16 protein-coding genes and 1 pseudogene are annotated in these 15208 nt (G+C 64.1%); 12 read left to right on the forward strand and 5 right to left on the reverse strand.

Annotation, left to right across the window (positions count from 1 at the left end):
* Positions 1-285 precede the first annotated feature (285 nt).
* From WBA38_RS15280 to WBA38_RS15310, 7 genes are read left to right on the forward strand one after another with little or no spacing between them, the layout of a single operon-like run.
* A complete protein-coding gene (locus tag WBA38_RS15280; RefSeq protein WP_424294660.1) occupies positions 286-384 on the forward strand; it encodes a potassium-transporting ATPase subunit F in 99 nt (32 codons plus the stop codon).
* Between the two features lie 10 nt (positions 385-394).
* Positions 395-2086: a potassium-transporting ATPase subunit KdpA gene (kdpA, locus tag WBA38_RS15285; protein ID WP_424323051.1), complete on the forward strand. Its 1692-nt coding sequence runs from the start codon at positions 395-397 to the stop codon at positions 2084-2086.
* Entirely contained in the window at positions 2083-4176 is a 2094-nt protein-coding gene (gene kdpB, locus WBA38_RS15290; protein WP_424294662.1) for a potassium-transporting ATPase subunit KdpB, read from the forward strand. Before kdpA ends, kdpB begins: the two co-directional genes overlap by 4 nt.
* A gap of 5 nt (positions 4177-4181) precedes the next feature.
* Positions 4182-4778: a potassium-transporting ATPase subunit C gene (locus tag WBA38_RS15295; RefSeq protein ID WP_424294663.1), complete on the forward strand. Its 597-nt coding sequence runs from the start codon at positions 4182-4184 to the stop codon at positions 4776-4778.
* A gap of 10 nt (positions 4779-4788) precedes the next feature.
* The gene (locus WBA38_RS15300) at positions 4789-7305 is read left to right on the forward strand and encodes an ATP-binding protein (RefSeq protein WP_424294664.1); all 2517 of its coding nucleotides are present in this window, start codon (positions 4789-4791) and stop codon (positions 7303-7305) included.
* Positions 7305-7997 (forward strand): response regulator, encoded by a 693-nt coding sequence (locus WBA38_RS15305; protein WP_424294665.1) that lies wholly within the window; start codon positions 7305-7307, stop codon positions 7995-7997. The genes WBA38_RS15300 and WBA38_RS15305 overlap by 1 nt, the downstream gene beginning before the upstream one ends.
* Positions 7998-8049: 52 nt before the next feature.
* Positions 8050-8448: a PPOX class F420-dependent oxidoreductase gene (locus WBA38_RS15310; protein ID WP_424294666.1), complete on the forward strand. Its 399-nt coding sequence runs from the start codon at positions 8050-8052 to the stop codon at positions 8446-8448.
* On the opposite strand, the gene WBA38_RS15315 is transcribed toward WBA38_RS15310, so the two are convergent.
* Positions 8435-9598 (reverse strand): M20 family metallopeptidase, encoded by a 1164-nt coding sequence (locus tag WBA38_RS15315; protein ID WP_424294667.1) that lies wholly within the window; start codon positions 9596-9598, stop codon positions 8435-8437. The genes WBA38_RS15310 and WBA38_RS15315 overlap by 14 nt on opposite strands.
* Positions 9599-9693: 95 nt before the next feature.
* Between WBA38_RS15315 and WBA38_RS15320 the strand changes: the two genes are divergently transcribed.
* From WBA38_RS15320 to WBA38_RS15330, 3 genes are read left to right on the forward strand one after another with little or no spacing between them, the layout of a single operon-like run.
* Positions 9694-10614: a hypothetical protein gene (locus tag WBA38_RS15320; RefSeq protein WP_424294669.1), complete on the forward strand. Its 921-nt coding sequence runs from the start codon at positions 9694-9696 to the stop codon at positions 10612-10614.
* Positions 10615-10666: 52 nt separating this feature from the next.
* Complete coding sequence (pyrE, locus tag WBA38_RS15325; protein WP_424294671.1) at positions 10667-11233, forward strand: orotate phosphoribosyltransferase; 567 nt, start codon at positions 10667-10669, stop codon at positions 11231-11233.
* Positions 11226-11912, forward strand: coding sequence for a TrmH family RNA methyltransferase (locus tag WBA38_RS15330; RefSeq protein WP_424294672.1), 687 nt, complete (start codon positions 11226-11228; stop codon positions 11910-11912). Before pyrE ends, WBA38_RS15330 begins: the two co-directional genes overlap by 8 nt.
* Here the strand turns inward: WBA38_RS15330 and WBA38_RS15335 are convergent.
* The 3 genes from WBA38_RS15335 to WBA38_RS15345 are packed head-to-tail and all read right to left on the reverse strand — an operon-like array spanning position 11909 to position 12901.
* Positions 11909-12250, reverse strand: coding sequence for a DUF305 domain-containing protein (locus WBA38_RS15335; protein WP_424294673.1), 342 nt, complete (start codon positions 12248-12250; stop codon positions 11909-11911). The two genes, WBA38_RS15330 and WBA38_RS15335, sit on opposite strands and share 4 nt — an antisense overlap.
* Complete coding sequence (locus WBA38_RS15340; protein ID WP_424323052.1) at positions 12243-12407, reverse strand: hypothetical protein; 165 nt, start codon at positions 12405-12407, stop codon at positions 12243-12245. Before WBA38_RS15340 ends, WBA38_RS15335 begins: the two co-directional genes overlap by 8 nt.
* Positions 12404-12901 (reverse strand): hypothetical protein, encoded by a 498-nt coding sequence (locus WBA38_RS15345; RefSeq protein WP_424294677.1) that lies wholly within the window; start codon positions 12899-12901, stop codon positions 12404-12406. Before WBA38_RS15345 ends, WBA38_RS15340 begins: the two co-directional genes overlap by 4 nt.
* Positions 12902-13000: 99 nt before the next feature.
* Between WBA38_RS15345 and WBA38_RS15350 the strand changes: the two are divergent.
* Positions 13001-13177, forward strand: a pseudogene (locus WBA38_RS15350) (GMC oxidoreductase); the annotation flags it as partial.
* Between the two features lie 87 nt (positions 13178-13264).
* Here the strand turns inward: WBA38_RS15350 and WBA38_RS15355 are convergent.
* Positions 13265-13969 (reverse strand): DedA family protein, encoded by a 705-nt coding sequence (locus WBA38_RS15355; RefSeq protein WP_424323053.1) that lies wholly within the window; start codon positions 13967-13969, stop codon positions 13265-13267.
* 143 nt (positions 13970-14112) lie between these two features.
* On the opposite strand from WBA38_RS15355, the gene fbaA reads away from it, so the two are divergent.
* Complete coding sequence (fbaA, locus tag WBA38_RS15360; RefSeq protein ID WP_424323054.1) at positions 14113-15147, forward strand: class II fructose-bisphosphate aldolase; 1035 nt, start codon at positions 14113-14115, stop codon at positions 15145-15147.
* Positions 15148-15208: the final 61 nt, after the last annotated feature.

Consider the following 15208-nt stretch of genomic DNA (forward strand, 5'->3'; position numbering starts at 1 on the left):
ATGCCGCGTCACGCGGCATGTCGCCACGCAAATCGTTGGAACAACAGCCCTCACCAGTCCGATGTGAAGGAGCGCGTCAAGATTGCGCGACACCCCGTATAGATCGCGTTAAAGCCTCTGGCGCAACACCTTCGCCGCGATCACCGTGAAAGGAGAGCCCGCCGAGCGTGCGGGCGTGGGGTTTAGGAGGCGGGAAATGCTCGACGTCCTCATGGTCGGCATCGCACTCATCGCGATGGCCGCCTGCGCGGGATTGCTCTACGCACTCGAGCGGGGGTCGGGGCGATGACCGGGACCGGAGTGCTCGCCGTCCTGCTGTTGATCGCGGCGTTGGCCACCGTCGGATATCTGGTGGCAGCACTGCTGTACCCAGACAAGTTCTAGGGGCGGCTGAATGTCTGACCTCACCGCCGGCCTTCTACAACTGGCCCTCGTCCTGCTGATCCTCGCGGCGCTATACGTGCCGCTCGGCGACTACATGGCGCGCACCTACCAATCGGTCCACGATTCGACCGTTGAACGATTTATCTACCGGGTCATCGGAGTGAACCCGCGCAGTGGCCAAACCTGGCGCGGCTACGGACTGTCGGTCCTCGGCTTCACGACCGTGTCTATCCTGCTGCTTTACGTTCTTCAGCGGGTCCAAGGCCATCTCCCGTGGTCGGACGGCAAGTCAGGTATGTCACCGCAGACATCGTTCAACACCGCGATCTCGTTCGTCACCAACACCAACTGGCAGTCATACACGCCGGAATCGACCATCACCAACCTCACTCAGATGTTGGGTCTGGCGGTGCAGAATTTCCTGTCCGCAGGGGTCGGGATGGCGGTGGCCGTCGCCCTGATTCGGGGAATCAAGTGCCGTCGCGGGAACGGTGAGATCGGCAACTTCTGGGTCGACCTTGTCCGCGGCACCCTGCGTATCTTGCTCCCGATCGCCATCGTGATCGCCGCGATCTTTGTGCTCCAGGGAGCGGTGCAATCGTGGCATGTGGCCGCAAACTTCACCATGCTCGACGGTGCTGGCTCACGAATTCCGCTGGGCCCCTTCGCATCCCAAGAAGCGATCAAACTTCTCGGGACCAACGGCGGCGGCACGTACGCGGCGAACTCGGCGCACCCGTTCTCGAATCCGACGCCGGTCACCAATGCGTTGTCAGTGCTCGCGATTCTGCTGATACCGGTCGCCCTGACCCGCACGTACGGAACCATGGTCGGCGACCGTAAGCAGGGGCTCACCCTCCTCGGCGTAATGGCGACTATCTGGGGCGGCATGCTCGCCCTGGTCTGGAACTTTGAATCTCGGACCGACGGACTCGCCTCGCGGGCGGCAGGTTCCATGATGGAAGGTAAGGAAGACCGCTTCGGCATCGCCGGTTCGGCACTATTCGCGGTCTCCACGACGGGTACCTCGACCGGCGCGGTGAACTCCGCCCACGACAGTTACTCGGCGGCGGGTGGGGGCGGACTGCTCTGGAACATGCTCCTGGGCGAAGTGGCACCCGGCGGCGTTGGAACGGGCCTGTACTCGCTGCTCGTGTTGGCGATCATCACCGTTTTTGTCGGCGGTTTGCTGGTGGGACGCTCACCGGAGTTCCTCGGAAAGCGCATCGGCCAGAAGGAAATTACCGTCTCTGCGCTGTACATCCTGGTGATGCCCGCCCTGGTGCTGGCAGGTACCGGGATCACCGCGGTCCTCGGATCAACGCCGAATGCCCTCACCAACGACGGTCCGCGCGGCAGCGACAGCGCGATTCACGGGTTCAGCGAAATGCTGTATGCGTTCGCGTCGGCATCGAACAACAACGGCAGCGCCTTCGGTGGTCTCACCGCCACCAGCAATTGGTTCCAGATTTCGCTGGGGATCGCGATGCTGCTGGGTCGGATTGTGCCGATCGTCCTGGTCCTCGCCTTGGCCGGACTGTTGGCCAAGCAACGACCAAAAGATAGCGAAGCCGATTCGGCCGTCCTCCCGACTAGCGGCCTAACGTACGGCGCGCTGCTTCTGGGCACCACTCTCCTGGTTGCCGGACTCACTTTCTTCCCCGCCATGGCGCTGGGACCGATCGCAGAGGCACTCTCATGAACGCAAGCAAGTCTCACAGCGCCAACAGCGACAGCATGGCGGGCAGCGGTGCCTTCAATCCGCGCCAGATGATCGCCGCCCTGCCCCAAGCCCTGCGCAAATTGGGACCGCGCGACCAAATGCGCAACCCGGTGATGTTCGTCGTCTACCTGGGCGCCATCATCACGACCGTCCTGGCGATCATCGAGCCGTCGGTGTTCGCGTGGGTGGTTGTGGTGTGGCTGTGGTTCACGGTGATTTTCGCGGGCCTCGCCGAAGCTGTCGCCGAAGGGCGCGGCAAAGCCCAAGCCGACACCCTGCGCGCGGTGAAGCGCGATACTGTCGCCCGCGTTCTTCACGACGACGGCAGCATTACCGAACTCCCCGGCTCCGACCTGAAGCTCGGCATGCGAATTGTCGTGGAGGCCGGGGAGACTATCGCCGGTGACGGCGACGTGGTGGAAGGCATCGCGACGATCGACGAGTCGGCCATCACCGGCGAATCGGCGCCGGTGATCCGCGAATCCGGTGGGGACCGATCGGCCGTCACGGGCGGCACCGTGGTCTTGTCGGACCGCATAGTTGTCCAAATCACGGCCGAGCCGGGCCACACCTTTGTTGACCGGATGATCGCGCTGGTGGAAGGTTCGGAGCGCAGGAAGACGCCCAACGAGATCGCCCTCGACATCCTGTTGACCGCCCTGACCATTATCTTCTTGCTCGCCGTGGTCGCGATCGGCCCCATGCAGGGTTACGCGGGCGAAGCCGCCGATCCCCTGAAACTGATCGCCTTGCTGGTGTGTTTGATCCCCACGACCATCGGCGCGCTCCTGTCGTCGATCGGCATTGCGGGCATGGACCGGCTTGTTCAACGGAACGTTTTGGCCATGTCCGGTCGTGCGGTGGAGGCCGCAGGTGACATCGACACCCTGCTGATGGACAAGACCGGCACCATCACCTTCGGTAACCGTCGCGCCACGCAGTTTCACCCGGCAGACGGTGTGGAAATCGTCGAGTTCGCCGGCGTCGCCTACAAGTGCAGCCTCGCCGACGACACTCCCGAGGGGCGCAGCATCATTGACCTCGCCCTCGACCGCTACGAGGTGACACCGCTGAGCGATATCGAGGTCGCCTCCGCTCGGTCGGGTACCGATCCGCTGTTCACGGTGGTTCCGTTCACCGCACAAACCCGGATGAGCGGCGTTGACGTGGAAGAACACGGCTACCGGAACCAGTACCGCAAGGGTGCCGCCGACGCCGTCGAAAAATGGGGGCACACCATGCCCGCCGACGTCCGCGAAACGGTCGACGAGATCTCGAACCGTGGCGGAACACCTCTGGTAGTCGGAGTCGAAACCGGTATGCGGACCCGGATTCTCGGGGTGATCGAGCTGTCCGACGTGGTGAAGCCGGGCATGACCGAGCGCTTCGCTCAACTGCGCGCCATGGGCATCCGCACCGTCATGGTGACCGGCGACAATCCCCTCACCGCCAAGGCCATCGCCGGTACCGCCGGGGTCGACGACTACATCGCGCAAGCCACGCCCGAAGACAAACTGGACCTGATTCGCAAGGAACAAGCCGGCGGGCGACTCGTCGCCATGACCGGCGACGGCACCAACGATGCGCCAGCGCTCGCCCAGGCCGATGTTGGCCTCGCGATGAACACCGGCACCATGGCCGCTAAAGAAGCGGGCAACATGGTCGATCTCGATTCCGATCCGACCAAGCTGATCGAAGTGGTGGCGATCGGCAAGCAACTGCTGATTACCCGCGGCGCGCTGACAACGTTTTCGCTAGCCAACGATCTCGCGAAGTACTTTGCAATCCTGCCCGCCCTGTTCAGTTCGGTGTATCCGCAGCTCGACGCCCTCAACATCATGCGGCTGCATTCGGCGGAGTCGGCGGTGGTCTCCGCGGTGGTCTTCAACGCACTCATCATCGTCGCGCTGATTCCGTTGTCACTCAAGGGTGTTCGCTATCGGGCGACCAGCGCGGCCAACCTGTTGCGCCGCAACTTACTGCTCTATGGGATCGGTGGCGTGGTGACGCCGTTTATCGGAATCTGGCTCATCGACCTACTCGTCCGGCTGCTGCCGGGGATGGGATGACCGTTATGAAGAGCACTATTCGGACTCTGCTGCGCCAATGTGTCGTCGCGCTGGGAGCGCTGCTGGTCCTGACCGTCATCGTCGGCGTCGGCTATCCGGCGGTCGTATGGGGAGTTTCGCGGATCAATTCAACGGCGGCCGAGGGGGCCTTCGTCACGGATGCGCGCGGTTGCACCACATCGGATTTGCTGGGCATCGACCAGCAGGTACGAGCGGGTGCGCCGGACCCCTTCCTGCACAATCGGCCTTCGACGGTCAGCAACCTCGGACCCAACAGTCCGGAATTGGTGAAGCTCATCGACACCCGCCGCGCCGCCATCGCCGTCCGCGAGGGGGTGCCGCCGGAGCAGGTGCCCACCGATGCGGTGACAGGCTCGGGGTCGGGGATGGATCCCAACATCAGCCCGGCATACGCCAACATTCAGGTCCCGCGGATTGCGCGCGTCACCGGGCTCACCCAGCGGCGGGTCCGCGAGGTCATCGCGGCCAATACTGACGGGCGGCAGTTGGGTTTCCTCGGAACGAGTCGCGTCAACGTCCAGAAGGTGAATCGTGACCTCGCAAATGCCACGACCCGACCAAGCCTCTACAACTGCCGATAACATCGGCGGCATGCCTGCAACCGAGGAACCTCGAGGCCAACTCGAAGTGTTCCTCGGCTGCGCCCCGGGCGTCGGTAAAACTTACGAGATGCTCGAGACCGCGCGCGGTTTGGTCAACGACGGCGTTGATGTGGTGGTCGGCCTGGTCGAAAGCCACGGTCGTGCCGCGACTGCGGCCATGGTCGACGGCTTAGAGGTCATTGATCGGTTGCCGGTCGAATACCGCGGCACCACGCTTCTGGAAATGGACGTGGACGCCATCATTGCTCGCGCCCCGGCGGTGGTGCTGGTCGACGAACTCGCCCACACCAACGCTCCCGGCATGGCGAACGGCAAGCGTTGGCAAGACATCGATACCCTGCGCGATGCGGGCATCGATGTCTTGTCGACCGTCAACATTCAGCACTTCGAAAGCCTCAACGATGTCGTCACGCAGATCACTGGTGTCGTTCAACGCGAAACCGTGCCCGACCAAGTGGTGCGTGCCGCCGATCAAATTGAACTTGTCGATATCGAACCGAAGGCCCTGCGGCAGCGCCTGGCAGCGGGCAAGGTGTACCACTCCGAGCGCATCGAAGGTGCGCTCACCAACTTCTTCCGGCAGGGCAACCTGACGGCGCTGCGCGAACTCGCCCTACTGTGGCTCGCCGACCAGGTCGACGACAAACTCGCCCAATACCGCGCCGAGAACGCCATCACCGACACCTGGGAAGCCCGCGAACGGGTCGTTGTAGCGGTGACCGGCGGCCCCGAATCGACGGCACTCATTCGCCGTGCTCGCCGCATCGCGTCGCGATCGAGTGCCGAACTGATCGTCGCGCACGTGGTGCGGGGCGACGGCCTCGCCGATCGCGGAGCGGCCGACGTCGGTGCCCTTCGGGCCATGGCCGAAGGGATCGGCGCCGGCTTCTACTCCGTCGTGGGAGACGACGTGCCCGTGACCCTCCTCGACTTTGCGCGCGCCATGAACGCCACCCAACTGGTGCTCGGAACCTCGCGGCGGTCGCGGTGGCGGCGATTGTTTGATGAGGGGGTCGGCGCCGCAGTGGTACGCGAATCCGGTCGAATCGACGTGCATATGGTGACCCATGAGGGCTCCGCGCCCCGCAACCGACTCGATATCCGCCAGACCCGATTCCACCGCCCCGGCAGTTGGATTCTGGCGGTCTTGGCACCGATCGCGTTGACGGCACTGCTGTCGTTGATCCAGTCGAAGGTGGCGTTCGCCAGCCAGACGTCGCTGTTCTTCGTGGTGATTTTGGCGGTCGCGCTTCTCGGCGGCGTGGTCCCGGCGGCGCTGTCGGCGGTCCTGTCGGGGCTGCTGCTGAACTACTTCTTCGCGGACCCCCGGTTCACTTTCACGATCGCCGAACCAGACAACGTCATCACCATCGTCGTCATGTTGATCATCGCGATCGCCGTGGCGGCCCTGGTCGATTCGGCGACCGTCCGACGACGTGAAGCCCAGCGTGCCGGCCGCGACGCCGAACTTCTGACGTTGTTTTCGGGTGCCGTGCTGGAGGGCGTAAGTGTGACCGGCCTGCTGCAGCGAGTCCGCGAGACCTATCAGCAGAGCGCGGTGATCGTCGCCCGGCGCGGGGAGACAACCGAGTACGCCGTCGGCGACAATCCGCCGGAATCGGCGGCCGCGGCCGATACCGTGTGTCCGGCAGCGGGCGGCGAATACGAATTGCTGTTGCGCGGTCCCGAAGTGAATGCCGCAGACCAACGCGTCCTTGCCGCCGTCGCCAGTCAAGTCGCGGCCGCCGTCGAACGCGATCGGTTGGCCGCCGAAGCCGCAGAAGCCGACGAACTTGCCCGGACCGACGAACTCCGTCGCGCCCTCCTGACCGCGGTCAGCCACGACCTTCGGACGCCGCTCGCCGCGGCCAAGGCTGCGGCGTCGAGCCTGCGAAGCCCGGAAGTAACCTTCAACGAAGAAGACACGGCCGAGCTTCTCGCGACAGTCGAAGAATCCGTCGATCAACTCTCAGCTCTCGTCGGGAACCTGCTCGATTCGTCACGCCTGGCGGCCGGGGTGGTCCGACCGCGGTTGGGTCGCACCTATCTGCCCGAAGTGATCCACCGGGCGACGGCGACCGTCGCGGCCGACGTGGCCGTAGACATCGCATGTGACTGGGCCAGCACCGATGCCGGTCTCCTGGAGCGTGCCCTCGCGAATCTCATCGACAACGCGGTGCGGCACGGGGGTGGGGGCGCGGTGGAAGTGCGTACCGACCTCGCCGCGCAAACCGATGATTCCGATGCCGCGCGCTGTCGGATCCGGGTGATCGATCACGGTGCCGGGATTCCCATTGACGAACGCACCCGAATTTTCACGCCCTTCCATCAGTACGGTGACCAGAATCGAATGACCTCGGGGGTGGGACTGGGCCTGTCGGTTGCCAGCGGGTTTATTTCCGCGATTGGCGGGACACTGGGAGTGGAGACGACGCCGGGCGGCGGTACCACCATGGTGGTGTTGCTGCCCGTCTCTGAAGAAGCGGTGGGGGAAGGAGCGAACTGATGGCCGAGAACGGACATGTCCTGGTCGTCGACGACGAGCCGCAACTCCTTCGGGCCCTGCGAATCAACTTGCGCGCCCGCGGTTTTGAGGTCACCACGGCAGCCAACGGAGCGCAGGCACTCGATGCGGCAAGCAAGCACATGCCCGACGTGGTGGTGCTTGATCTGGGTCTGCCGGATATGGATGGCTTCACGGTGCTCGCGGGACTGCGTGGATGGACGGCGGTCCCGGTGATCGTGCTGTCGGCCCGCACCGATGCCGCAGACAAAGTCCAGGCTCTCGACGCCGGAGCCGACGACTACGTCACCAAACCTTTTGGGATGGAAGAGTTCCTGGCCCGACTGCGGGCCGCCATTCGTCGCGGCAGCAGTTCCGGCACCCCAAGCGAGGCGCCCGTGGTGCATGCGGGTGCCTTGGAGGTGGACCTGGTCGGTAAGCGCGTCCTACGCGATGGCGCTCCGGTCCGACTAACGCCAACCGAGTGGGGAGTTTTAGAACTCCTGGTGCGCGCCGAGCCGAACCTGGTGAGCCAACGGGAGGTGCTCACCGCCGTCTGGGGCCCCACCTACGTCAACCAGACCAACTACCTGCGCGTCTATCTCGCTGCCCTCCGTCGCAAACTCGAAGCCGACCCCTCGAACCCGCAGCACCTGATTACCGAGGCCGGGATGGGCTACCGGTTTGTGCGGTGAGAGCGGACTTCGAAATTCACCGACGAACGTACTCGGCACTACGCTGGGCCCCATGACCACCGTCGCCGAAGTTGCCGCCGCCCAGTACGTCATGCTCACGACCTACAAAAAGGACGGCACGCCAGTCGCGTCGCCCCTATGGGCGGCACCGGACGGCGACGACATGATGCTGTGGAGCGTTACCGACTCGTGGAAAGTGAAGCGACTGCGCCGCAACAGTGACGTCCTGGTGCAGGCGTGCAATGTCAACGGAAGCAAAACCATGGGGCCCGTGGTTGCGGGAGTCGGTGAGATCGTCAGTCGTGAGTCGGCCGTCGACGCCATCATCGCCAAGTACGGAATCATGGGTCGGCTCACGATCCTCGGATCCAAACTGCGCCGCGGGGCGTCGGCCACCATCGGGATTCGGGTTCGGCCGGTGGCTCCCGAAGAAGCTGCTACAGAAGGCTGAGCGCCACCCGAACGTAGGCCTGCGCTGCGGTCACCAACTCGCTCAGCGACACCGATTCGTCGGGCTGATGTGCTTGACCGTTGATATCGCCGGGGCCCATCACGACGGTCGGAATGCCCAGCGCAGTGCTGGTCCAGCCACCGTCACACGCCGCAGACCAACCACCGACGGAAGTCGTGGCACCCGATTCGACGACGGCTCGCGCCGTTTCGACGACGATCGGCTCGTCTTCGGGTGTCGCGAAGCCGGGGAGATACATGGTGGGAGTCACCGTCACCGCGATACCGTCGGACTCGATGCCCGCCTCGCGGATGCGCGCAGCGAGAGCTCGGCCGATATCGTCGACGTTCTCACCCGGCATCAGGCGGCGATCGACGCCCAGGGTGCAATCCGGTGCGACCACTGAAATGCCTTGCCCGCCTTGGATAGTCCCGACATTCCAGGTGCCGTAGCCGAGGAGGGGATCGGGGTTGGCGGCCATCTCGCGTTGGTCGTCGCCGATGACGCCGATGATTTTGGCTGCGGCCTCAATGGCGCTGGCACCGTCGCTGGGCCGCCCCGAATGGGCAGCGCGGCCGGTCACCACGATCTGAAAGTACGAGGCACCGCGGCATCCGCGGACCACATCCAGGCGCGTCGGCTCGGCGACGATGCACCCGCGGTAAGTGCCCGGCGGAGGGTTCTTCAAGAGGTGCGCAATGCCGATGCCGTGTTCTTCCTCATCGACAGTCACCACCAAACGGATCGGACCTGACACGGTGGCACCGTCGTCGATCGCGCGTTTGATCGCCGACATGGCAGCCACTGCCGATGCGATTCCGCCCTTCATGTCGCTGGTGCCGCGGCCAATGATCAGGTCGCCATCCCGGCGGGGGACAAACGGGTCGGCTGACCAACCGGGCCCCGGCGGCACCACGTCCGAGTGGCCCAGAATCATCAATCCCGGGCCGGTCGCATCGCCGTTGATCGTGGCAACCAAGTTTGGTCGGCCGGGCTCCACTTCGGAAAGGGTGACGTCGAAACCCGCAGCGCGGCAGGCGTCCGCCAAAACCGAGACGGCAGCTTCCTCAGTGCCGCCCGGATTTATGCTCGGCGCGGCCACGAGCGCGACTGCCAACGCTTCGACGTCGGACGAGGAAATCGAAGCCACCACAGAACTCAAGAATTGAGGTATCACGACGATGATTCTCCTCTATGTTCGAGTCGTTCGGCGAGCGCAGGGCACTCGATAGTAGGCTACGTGTGATGGCCACTCTGTATTTCGTGATTGCTGCGCTCGCCCTAGCCGGTGCGGGCGCACTGTTGTGGCTGGATCGGAACCGGTCCCAACAGGTTCACCACCAGCGTGCTGTGTGGGGAGAAACGCATTCCTTCAAGTTCCGTGAGACCGACAGCAAGCTCCGCACCGTCTTCCATCGCGCCGTGATGGACGCGCCGGACCACGTCCAGGTGCGCGATGTGGCTTATGGACTCTACGAAGGTGCCGAAGCTGTTGTCTTCGACCTCGAAGAGACTGCGACTGTCGTCGCCGTGCGTCGCCCCGCAGCGTCCGCCGTTACCGTCGACCTTCGCTACGAGGATGTTCTCGCGCCAGCAGAAGACGATGTGGATCTCCTCGGCGCCATGGGGTCGCGGGTGATGTTCGCCAGCAACCTCGACGCCGCGCGCCGCATCTGCGACCGCCGGATGGTCGCGCTGGCCACCGACACCCCCAACTACGTCGAGATCCTGTGGAACGAAGGCAACTGGGTCCTCGGTGCCATGCCGGTCACCACCGATGATGAGCGACTCGACGTGGCGCTCGAGTCCGTCCGACGCTTCGCCGACCTGCTGCGCGTGCTTCCACCCGCAGTGGTCCCGCAGGACGCGCCGGATCCCCGCGACCCGCACGGGCCCACCAACGACGAACTCGCCGACGAGAAAACCGAATCGCTCCGCGACAAGGCCCGCCGTCGTCGGATGGAAGATGCCGCAGCGGCATCCGCGAAACTCGATGAACCGCTCCGTTCCCGGATGGACGCGACGCCCAGGCCCGGTGCCGATCGCCCCAGCGCAGAACGGATTGCGCCGATCCGTCGGTCAGCTCCGCGACCCGCGACGGGCACGCCGCGCGACCGCCTCAGCCCACCGGATCTGCCTCCGCTGAACGACCCCCGCGACCGCTAGCCCTCGCCGTCTCCTCAAGACGCGCCACTCAGAGAGAATCGGTGACTTAAATATGTCGTCAACTGATGCCACTCCCGCCGTCGACGGTGCCGCCCGCGCCCGCCTCGCCGAGCTCGTGACCGAGCTGGCCGTGGTGCACGGAAAGGTGACCCTGTCGTCGGGCAAGGTTGCTGACTACTACGTGGACCTGCGCCGCGCGACCCTGCACTCGGAAGCCAGCCGCCTCATCGGTCAGCTGATGCGTGAACTCACTGCCGACTGGGATTACGTGTCTGTCGGCGGGCTCACCCTCGGGGCCGATCCCGTCGCAACATCGATCATGCACGCGCAGGGGCGCGCCATTGACTCGTTCGTCGTCCGCAAGGCCGCCAAGGCCCACGGCATGCAGCGGCGCATCGAGGGCCCGGACATTGTGGGTCGCCGCGTCCTCGTCGTCGAAGACACTTCGACCACCGGGGCATCGCCGTCGGAGGCGGTACGAGCGGCCCGCGAGGTCGGTGCCGAGGTTGTCGGCGTGGCGACCGTTGTCGATCGCGCCACGGGTGCCGACGATGTCATTACCGCTCTCGGCGTCCCGTACCGCTCGCTGCTGAACCTCGCTGACCTCGGCCTTGCCTGAGCCTGAGGCGGACCCCGCGGCGGGGCCCACCGAGTGGGTGACGGGCGTCGGTCCGGCCATTGGTGTTGGGCCGTGGCTCGAAGAATCCGAAGGCCCGCTACCGGGCGATCCCCGTTTTGATCGGCAACTGCTCCTCGAGGGTGATCGCCGCAATGTGGTTGATGCGTACCGGTATTGGACCCGGGAAGCGATCATCGCCGACCTCGATACTCGACGCCACGATTTTCATGTCGCCATCGAGAACTGGGGCCACGACGCCAACATCGGGACGGTTGTGCGGACGGCGAATGCGTTCTTAGCTTCGACCGTCCACATTGTGGGGCGCAAGCGCTGGAACCGCCGCGGCGCGATGGTGACCGACCGCTACCAACACCTGCAGCATCACGAGCGGGTCGAAGACCTGATGGCATGGGCTCGGGAGAACGAGTTGGCGGTCGTGGCGGTGGACAATACCCCCGGTTCCGTTCCGTTGGAGCGCACCAAACTCCCTCTCCGCTGCCTCCTCGTGTTCGGTCAGGAAGGCCCGGGAGTCAGTGACGAAACCCAAGACCGCGCCGACCTCACCGTGTCTATCGCCCAATTCGGCTCGACCCGCAGCATCAACGCGGGTGTGGCCGCCGGAATCGTGATGCACACCTGGATTGCCCAGCACGCCGATCTGGATCAGGCCTGGGGTTAAGAGTCGACGACGCCTCTCGCCACGAGCATGGCACCGATCAATCCGGTCTCCTTGGTCTGCGCGTTCAAGATGGTGCGGGCGAGCCGAACCACCGGACCAACCGCGGGGCCGTAAGCAAGCAGGTCCTGTGTCATTGCGATGCCGCCGTAGTGGTGACGTTGCATAAGGCGCAGGAACTGGTTCTCCGCCTCCACCCCGGTAAGCACACCGAGGGAGGCGACCTCGTCGTCGGTCGCCATCCCCGGCATCTCGTGTCCGGGCTCGTGGTGATGCGAGGGGCTGCCGTACCGGTGCATCCACGACATGGGGGACGGCGAGGAAATCGGCTCGTCAGCCATCTGCAGGAACTTGCAGGTAGCCGACTTCAATCGGTGACAGCAGCGACGTGCGCGGCGCCTCGTTCAGGATTGCGGGCCGAAGTGCCAGTCCCGCAATAAAAGCGAGGACGGCAAAGGTGAACCCAACACAGGCAATAACGGTTGAGCGTGCGGTCATGAACCCACTGTCGTTTCCTGGTTTGCAGGTGCCCGGTAGACGGCATTTGTCAGCTCGATGACCTGGAAACCGTTATCCGAGCACGTCACGTACAGTTTGTTGCCGCGCCACTCCGGCGGGGAGAAGCACATGTCGCTCGACATGTCGCTGACCAGCAAACCATTGCGACTGCTCTGCGCCTGGGCGGGATCAAACTCGCCGCGGCGCAGGGCGTCGCGAATCGACGGCGCACTCAAGGCTGGCACACCGATCACCGCCGACATGGTGTGCGGTGAGTTCCAGGCGGTGAGCGGAGTGGCTGGCCTGGCGGGCGGTACGTAATAGGCAATTTCCTTGACGTGCAACGGATCTCGAATGTCGAACACGCGAACGCCAGACGACGTCCAGCCGCATGCCAGCGCGGTCGGATTGACCGGTCGGTCGGCCGAGCAATAGTGGGACTCGTAGGCGAACAACCCACCGAATGCTGGGTGGCCCAGCCTGCATCGTCCCACGACAGGTTGCTGAGCAGTGGCACCTGCGGATTCGGCGAGCGTTTGGTGACCTGCCGAATGTCGTAGATGCTGATGCCGCCGAAATTATGGGACAGGTACATGGGTGCAGTCTGCGATCTGGTCGGCCGCGTCCAAGGTCAACGCGGCCTGTACGTGGTCGACGGCGCACTGATTCCGGGAACCGCTGCGGCCTGCAATCCGCCGATGACCATCGCGGCCGTCGCAGAGCGCTCGTTCGACGAGATTGTGCGGAAGGACGTCGGCCCGATCATCTGAACCGAACGCTGGTTGTCGTACCCCGTCGGGTTGTCACGATGTCGCGACATAGTGCGACAACAGACGGGGTGCGACAAATCCGGTGGGTTACTCGGCGATCTCTGCGGGCTCGTTGCCGCTGCGGCGGCGGCGGAGCCATTCGATGACCATCGGAAGCACAGACACCAGGACGATCAGAATGAAGATCGGCTCGATGAGCTTCTGAACGATCTCGAACTGGCCCAGCCAGTAGCCGAGGAGGACGATGCCTGCGCCCCAAACGATCGCGCCGACCACGTTGTAAATGGTGAAGACCGTGAACTTCATGCGTGCCGCACCAGCGACAATCGGTGCCAAGGTGCGGACGATCGGCACGAAACGCGCCAAGAAGATCGTGATGGGGCCGTGCTTCTCAAAGAAGGTGTGGGCTTCTTCGATGTACCGCTCCTTCAGGAAGCGGGCGTCGGGTTTGAACATAGAAGTGCCGACGTAGCGGCCAATCCAGTAGCCCACCTGACCGCCCAAAATGCCCGCGATCGGCACGCCGATCAGCAGGGGCCACAACGTCAAGCCCGAATTGGCGACCTTCTCCGCATGCTCGGCAGTCGCGCTACCAGCGGCGATAAGGCCAGCGACGAACAGGAGCGAGTCGCCGGGGAGAACGGGGAACAGAACGCCGGATTCGATGAAGATCACCAGCAGTAGACCCCAGAAAGCGGCGGCACCGAAGTAGCCGATCAGGTTAAAGGGGTCCATGAAGCCGGGCATCAGCGCCACATTTGTGGTGGTCTCGGCGAGAAGAGTGTCGATCACAGGGCTTGACCTTACCGGGGAAAGTTTGGAGAACCCTTAACCGCGATGATGGGGGACCGGCCCAAGCCCGCGGCAGACCTGGCAAACTGGGGTGGTACCCCATTCTCAGTGTGGAACGAATCCACCGCTCGACAGGACGTGAAATGCCCATCGCAACCCCCGAAAAGTACGCCGAGATGCTTACCAAGGCGAAGAAGGAAGGGTACGCGTTCCCCGCCATCAACTGCACTTCATCAGAGACGATCAACGCTGCCATCAAGGGCTTCGCAGACGCAGGCAGTGACGGCATCATCCAGTTCTCCACCGGTGGTGCCGAATTTGGTTCCGGCCTCGGAGTCAAGGACATGGTTGTCGGAGCAGTCGCGCTCGCCGAGTTCGCGCACGTTGTCGCCGACCGGTACGACGTCACCATCGCACTGCACACCGACCACTGCCCGAAGGACAAGCTCGACACCTTCGTCCGCCCGCTGATCGAGATCTCCCGCGAACGCGTCGCCAACGGTCAGAACCCGCTGTTCCAGTCGCACATGTGGGACGGCTCGGCGGTGCCGATCGACGAAAACCTTGAGATCGCCAAGGAATTGCTGCAGAAGGCCCGCGAAGCCAACATCATCCTCGAAGTTGAGATCGGCGTCGTCGGCGGCGAAGAAGACGGTGTCGAGAACGCCATCAACGACAAGCTGTACACCTCGGTTGAGGACTTCGAGAAGACCGTCGACGCCCTCGGCGTTGGCGAGAACGGCACATATCTGCTGGCCGCAACCTTCGGCAACGTGCACGGCGTCTACAAGCCGGGCAACGTGAAGCTGCGCCCCGCCGTCCTCAAGGAGGGTCAGGACGCCGCGATTGCCAAGCTCGGACTCGACGCCGACGCCCTGCCGTTCGACTTTGTCTTCCACGGCGGCTCGGGCTCGTCGGTTGAGGACATCGAAGAAGCCGTCAGCTACGGCGTCATCAAGATGAACGTCGACACCGACACCCAGTACGCGTTCACCCGTCCGGTTGCCGGTCACATGATGGGCAACTACGACGGCGTGCTCAAGGTCGACGGTGAAGTTGGTAACAAGAAGGTCTACGACCCCCGCAGCTACCTGAAGAAGGCTGAGACCTCGATGGCTGAGCGCGTTGTGGAAGCCTGCAACGACCTCGGTTCGTCCGGCAAGTCGATCGGCCGCTAAGAACTGCGGTTCGCGCAAAAGCTGTAACGCGAGCAATCGCGAGCAATAAGGAGGGGCGCCC

The sequence above is a fragment of the Gordonia sp. (in: high G+C Gram-positive bacteria) genome (assembly GCF_049647785.1).
GTDB lineage: Bacteria > Actinomycetota > Actinomycetes > Mycobacteriales > Mycobacteriaceae > Gordonia.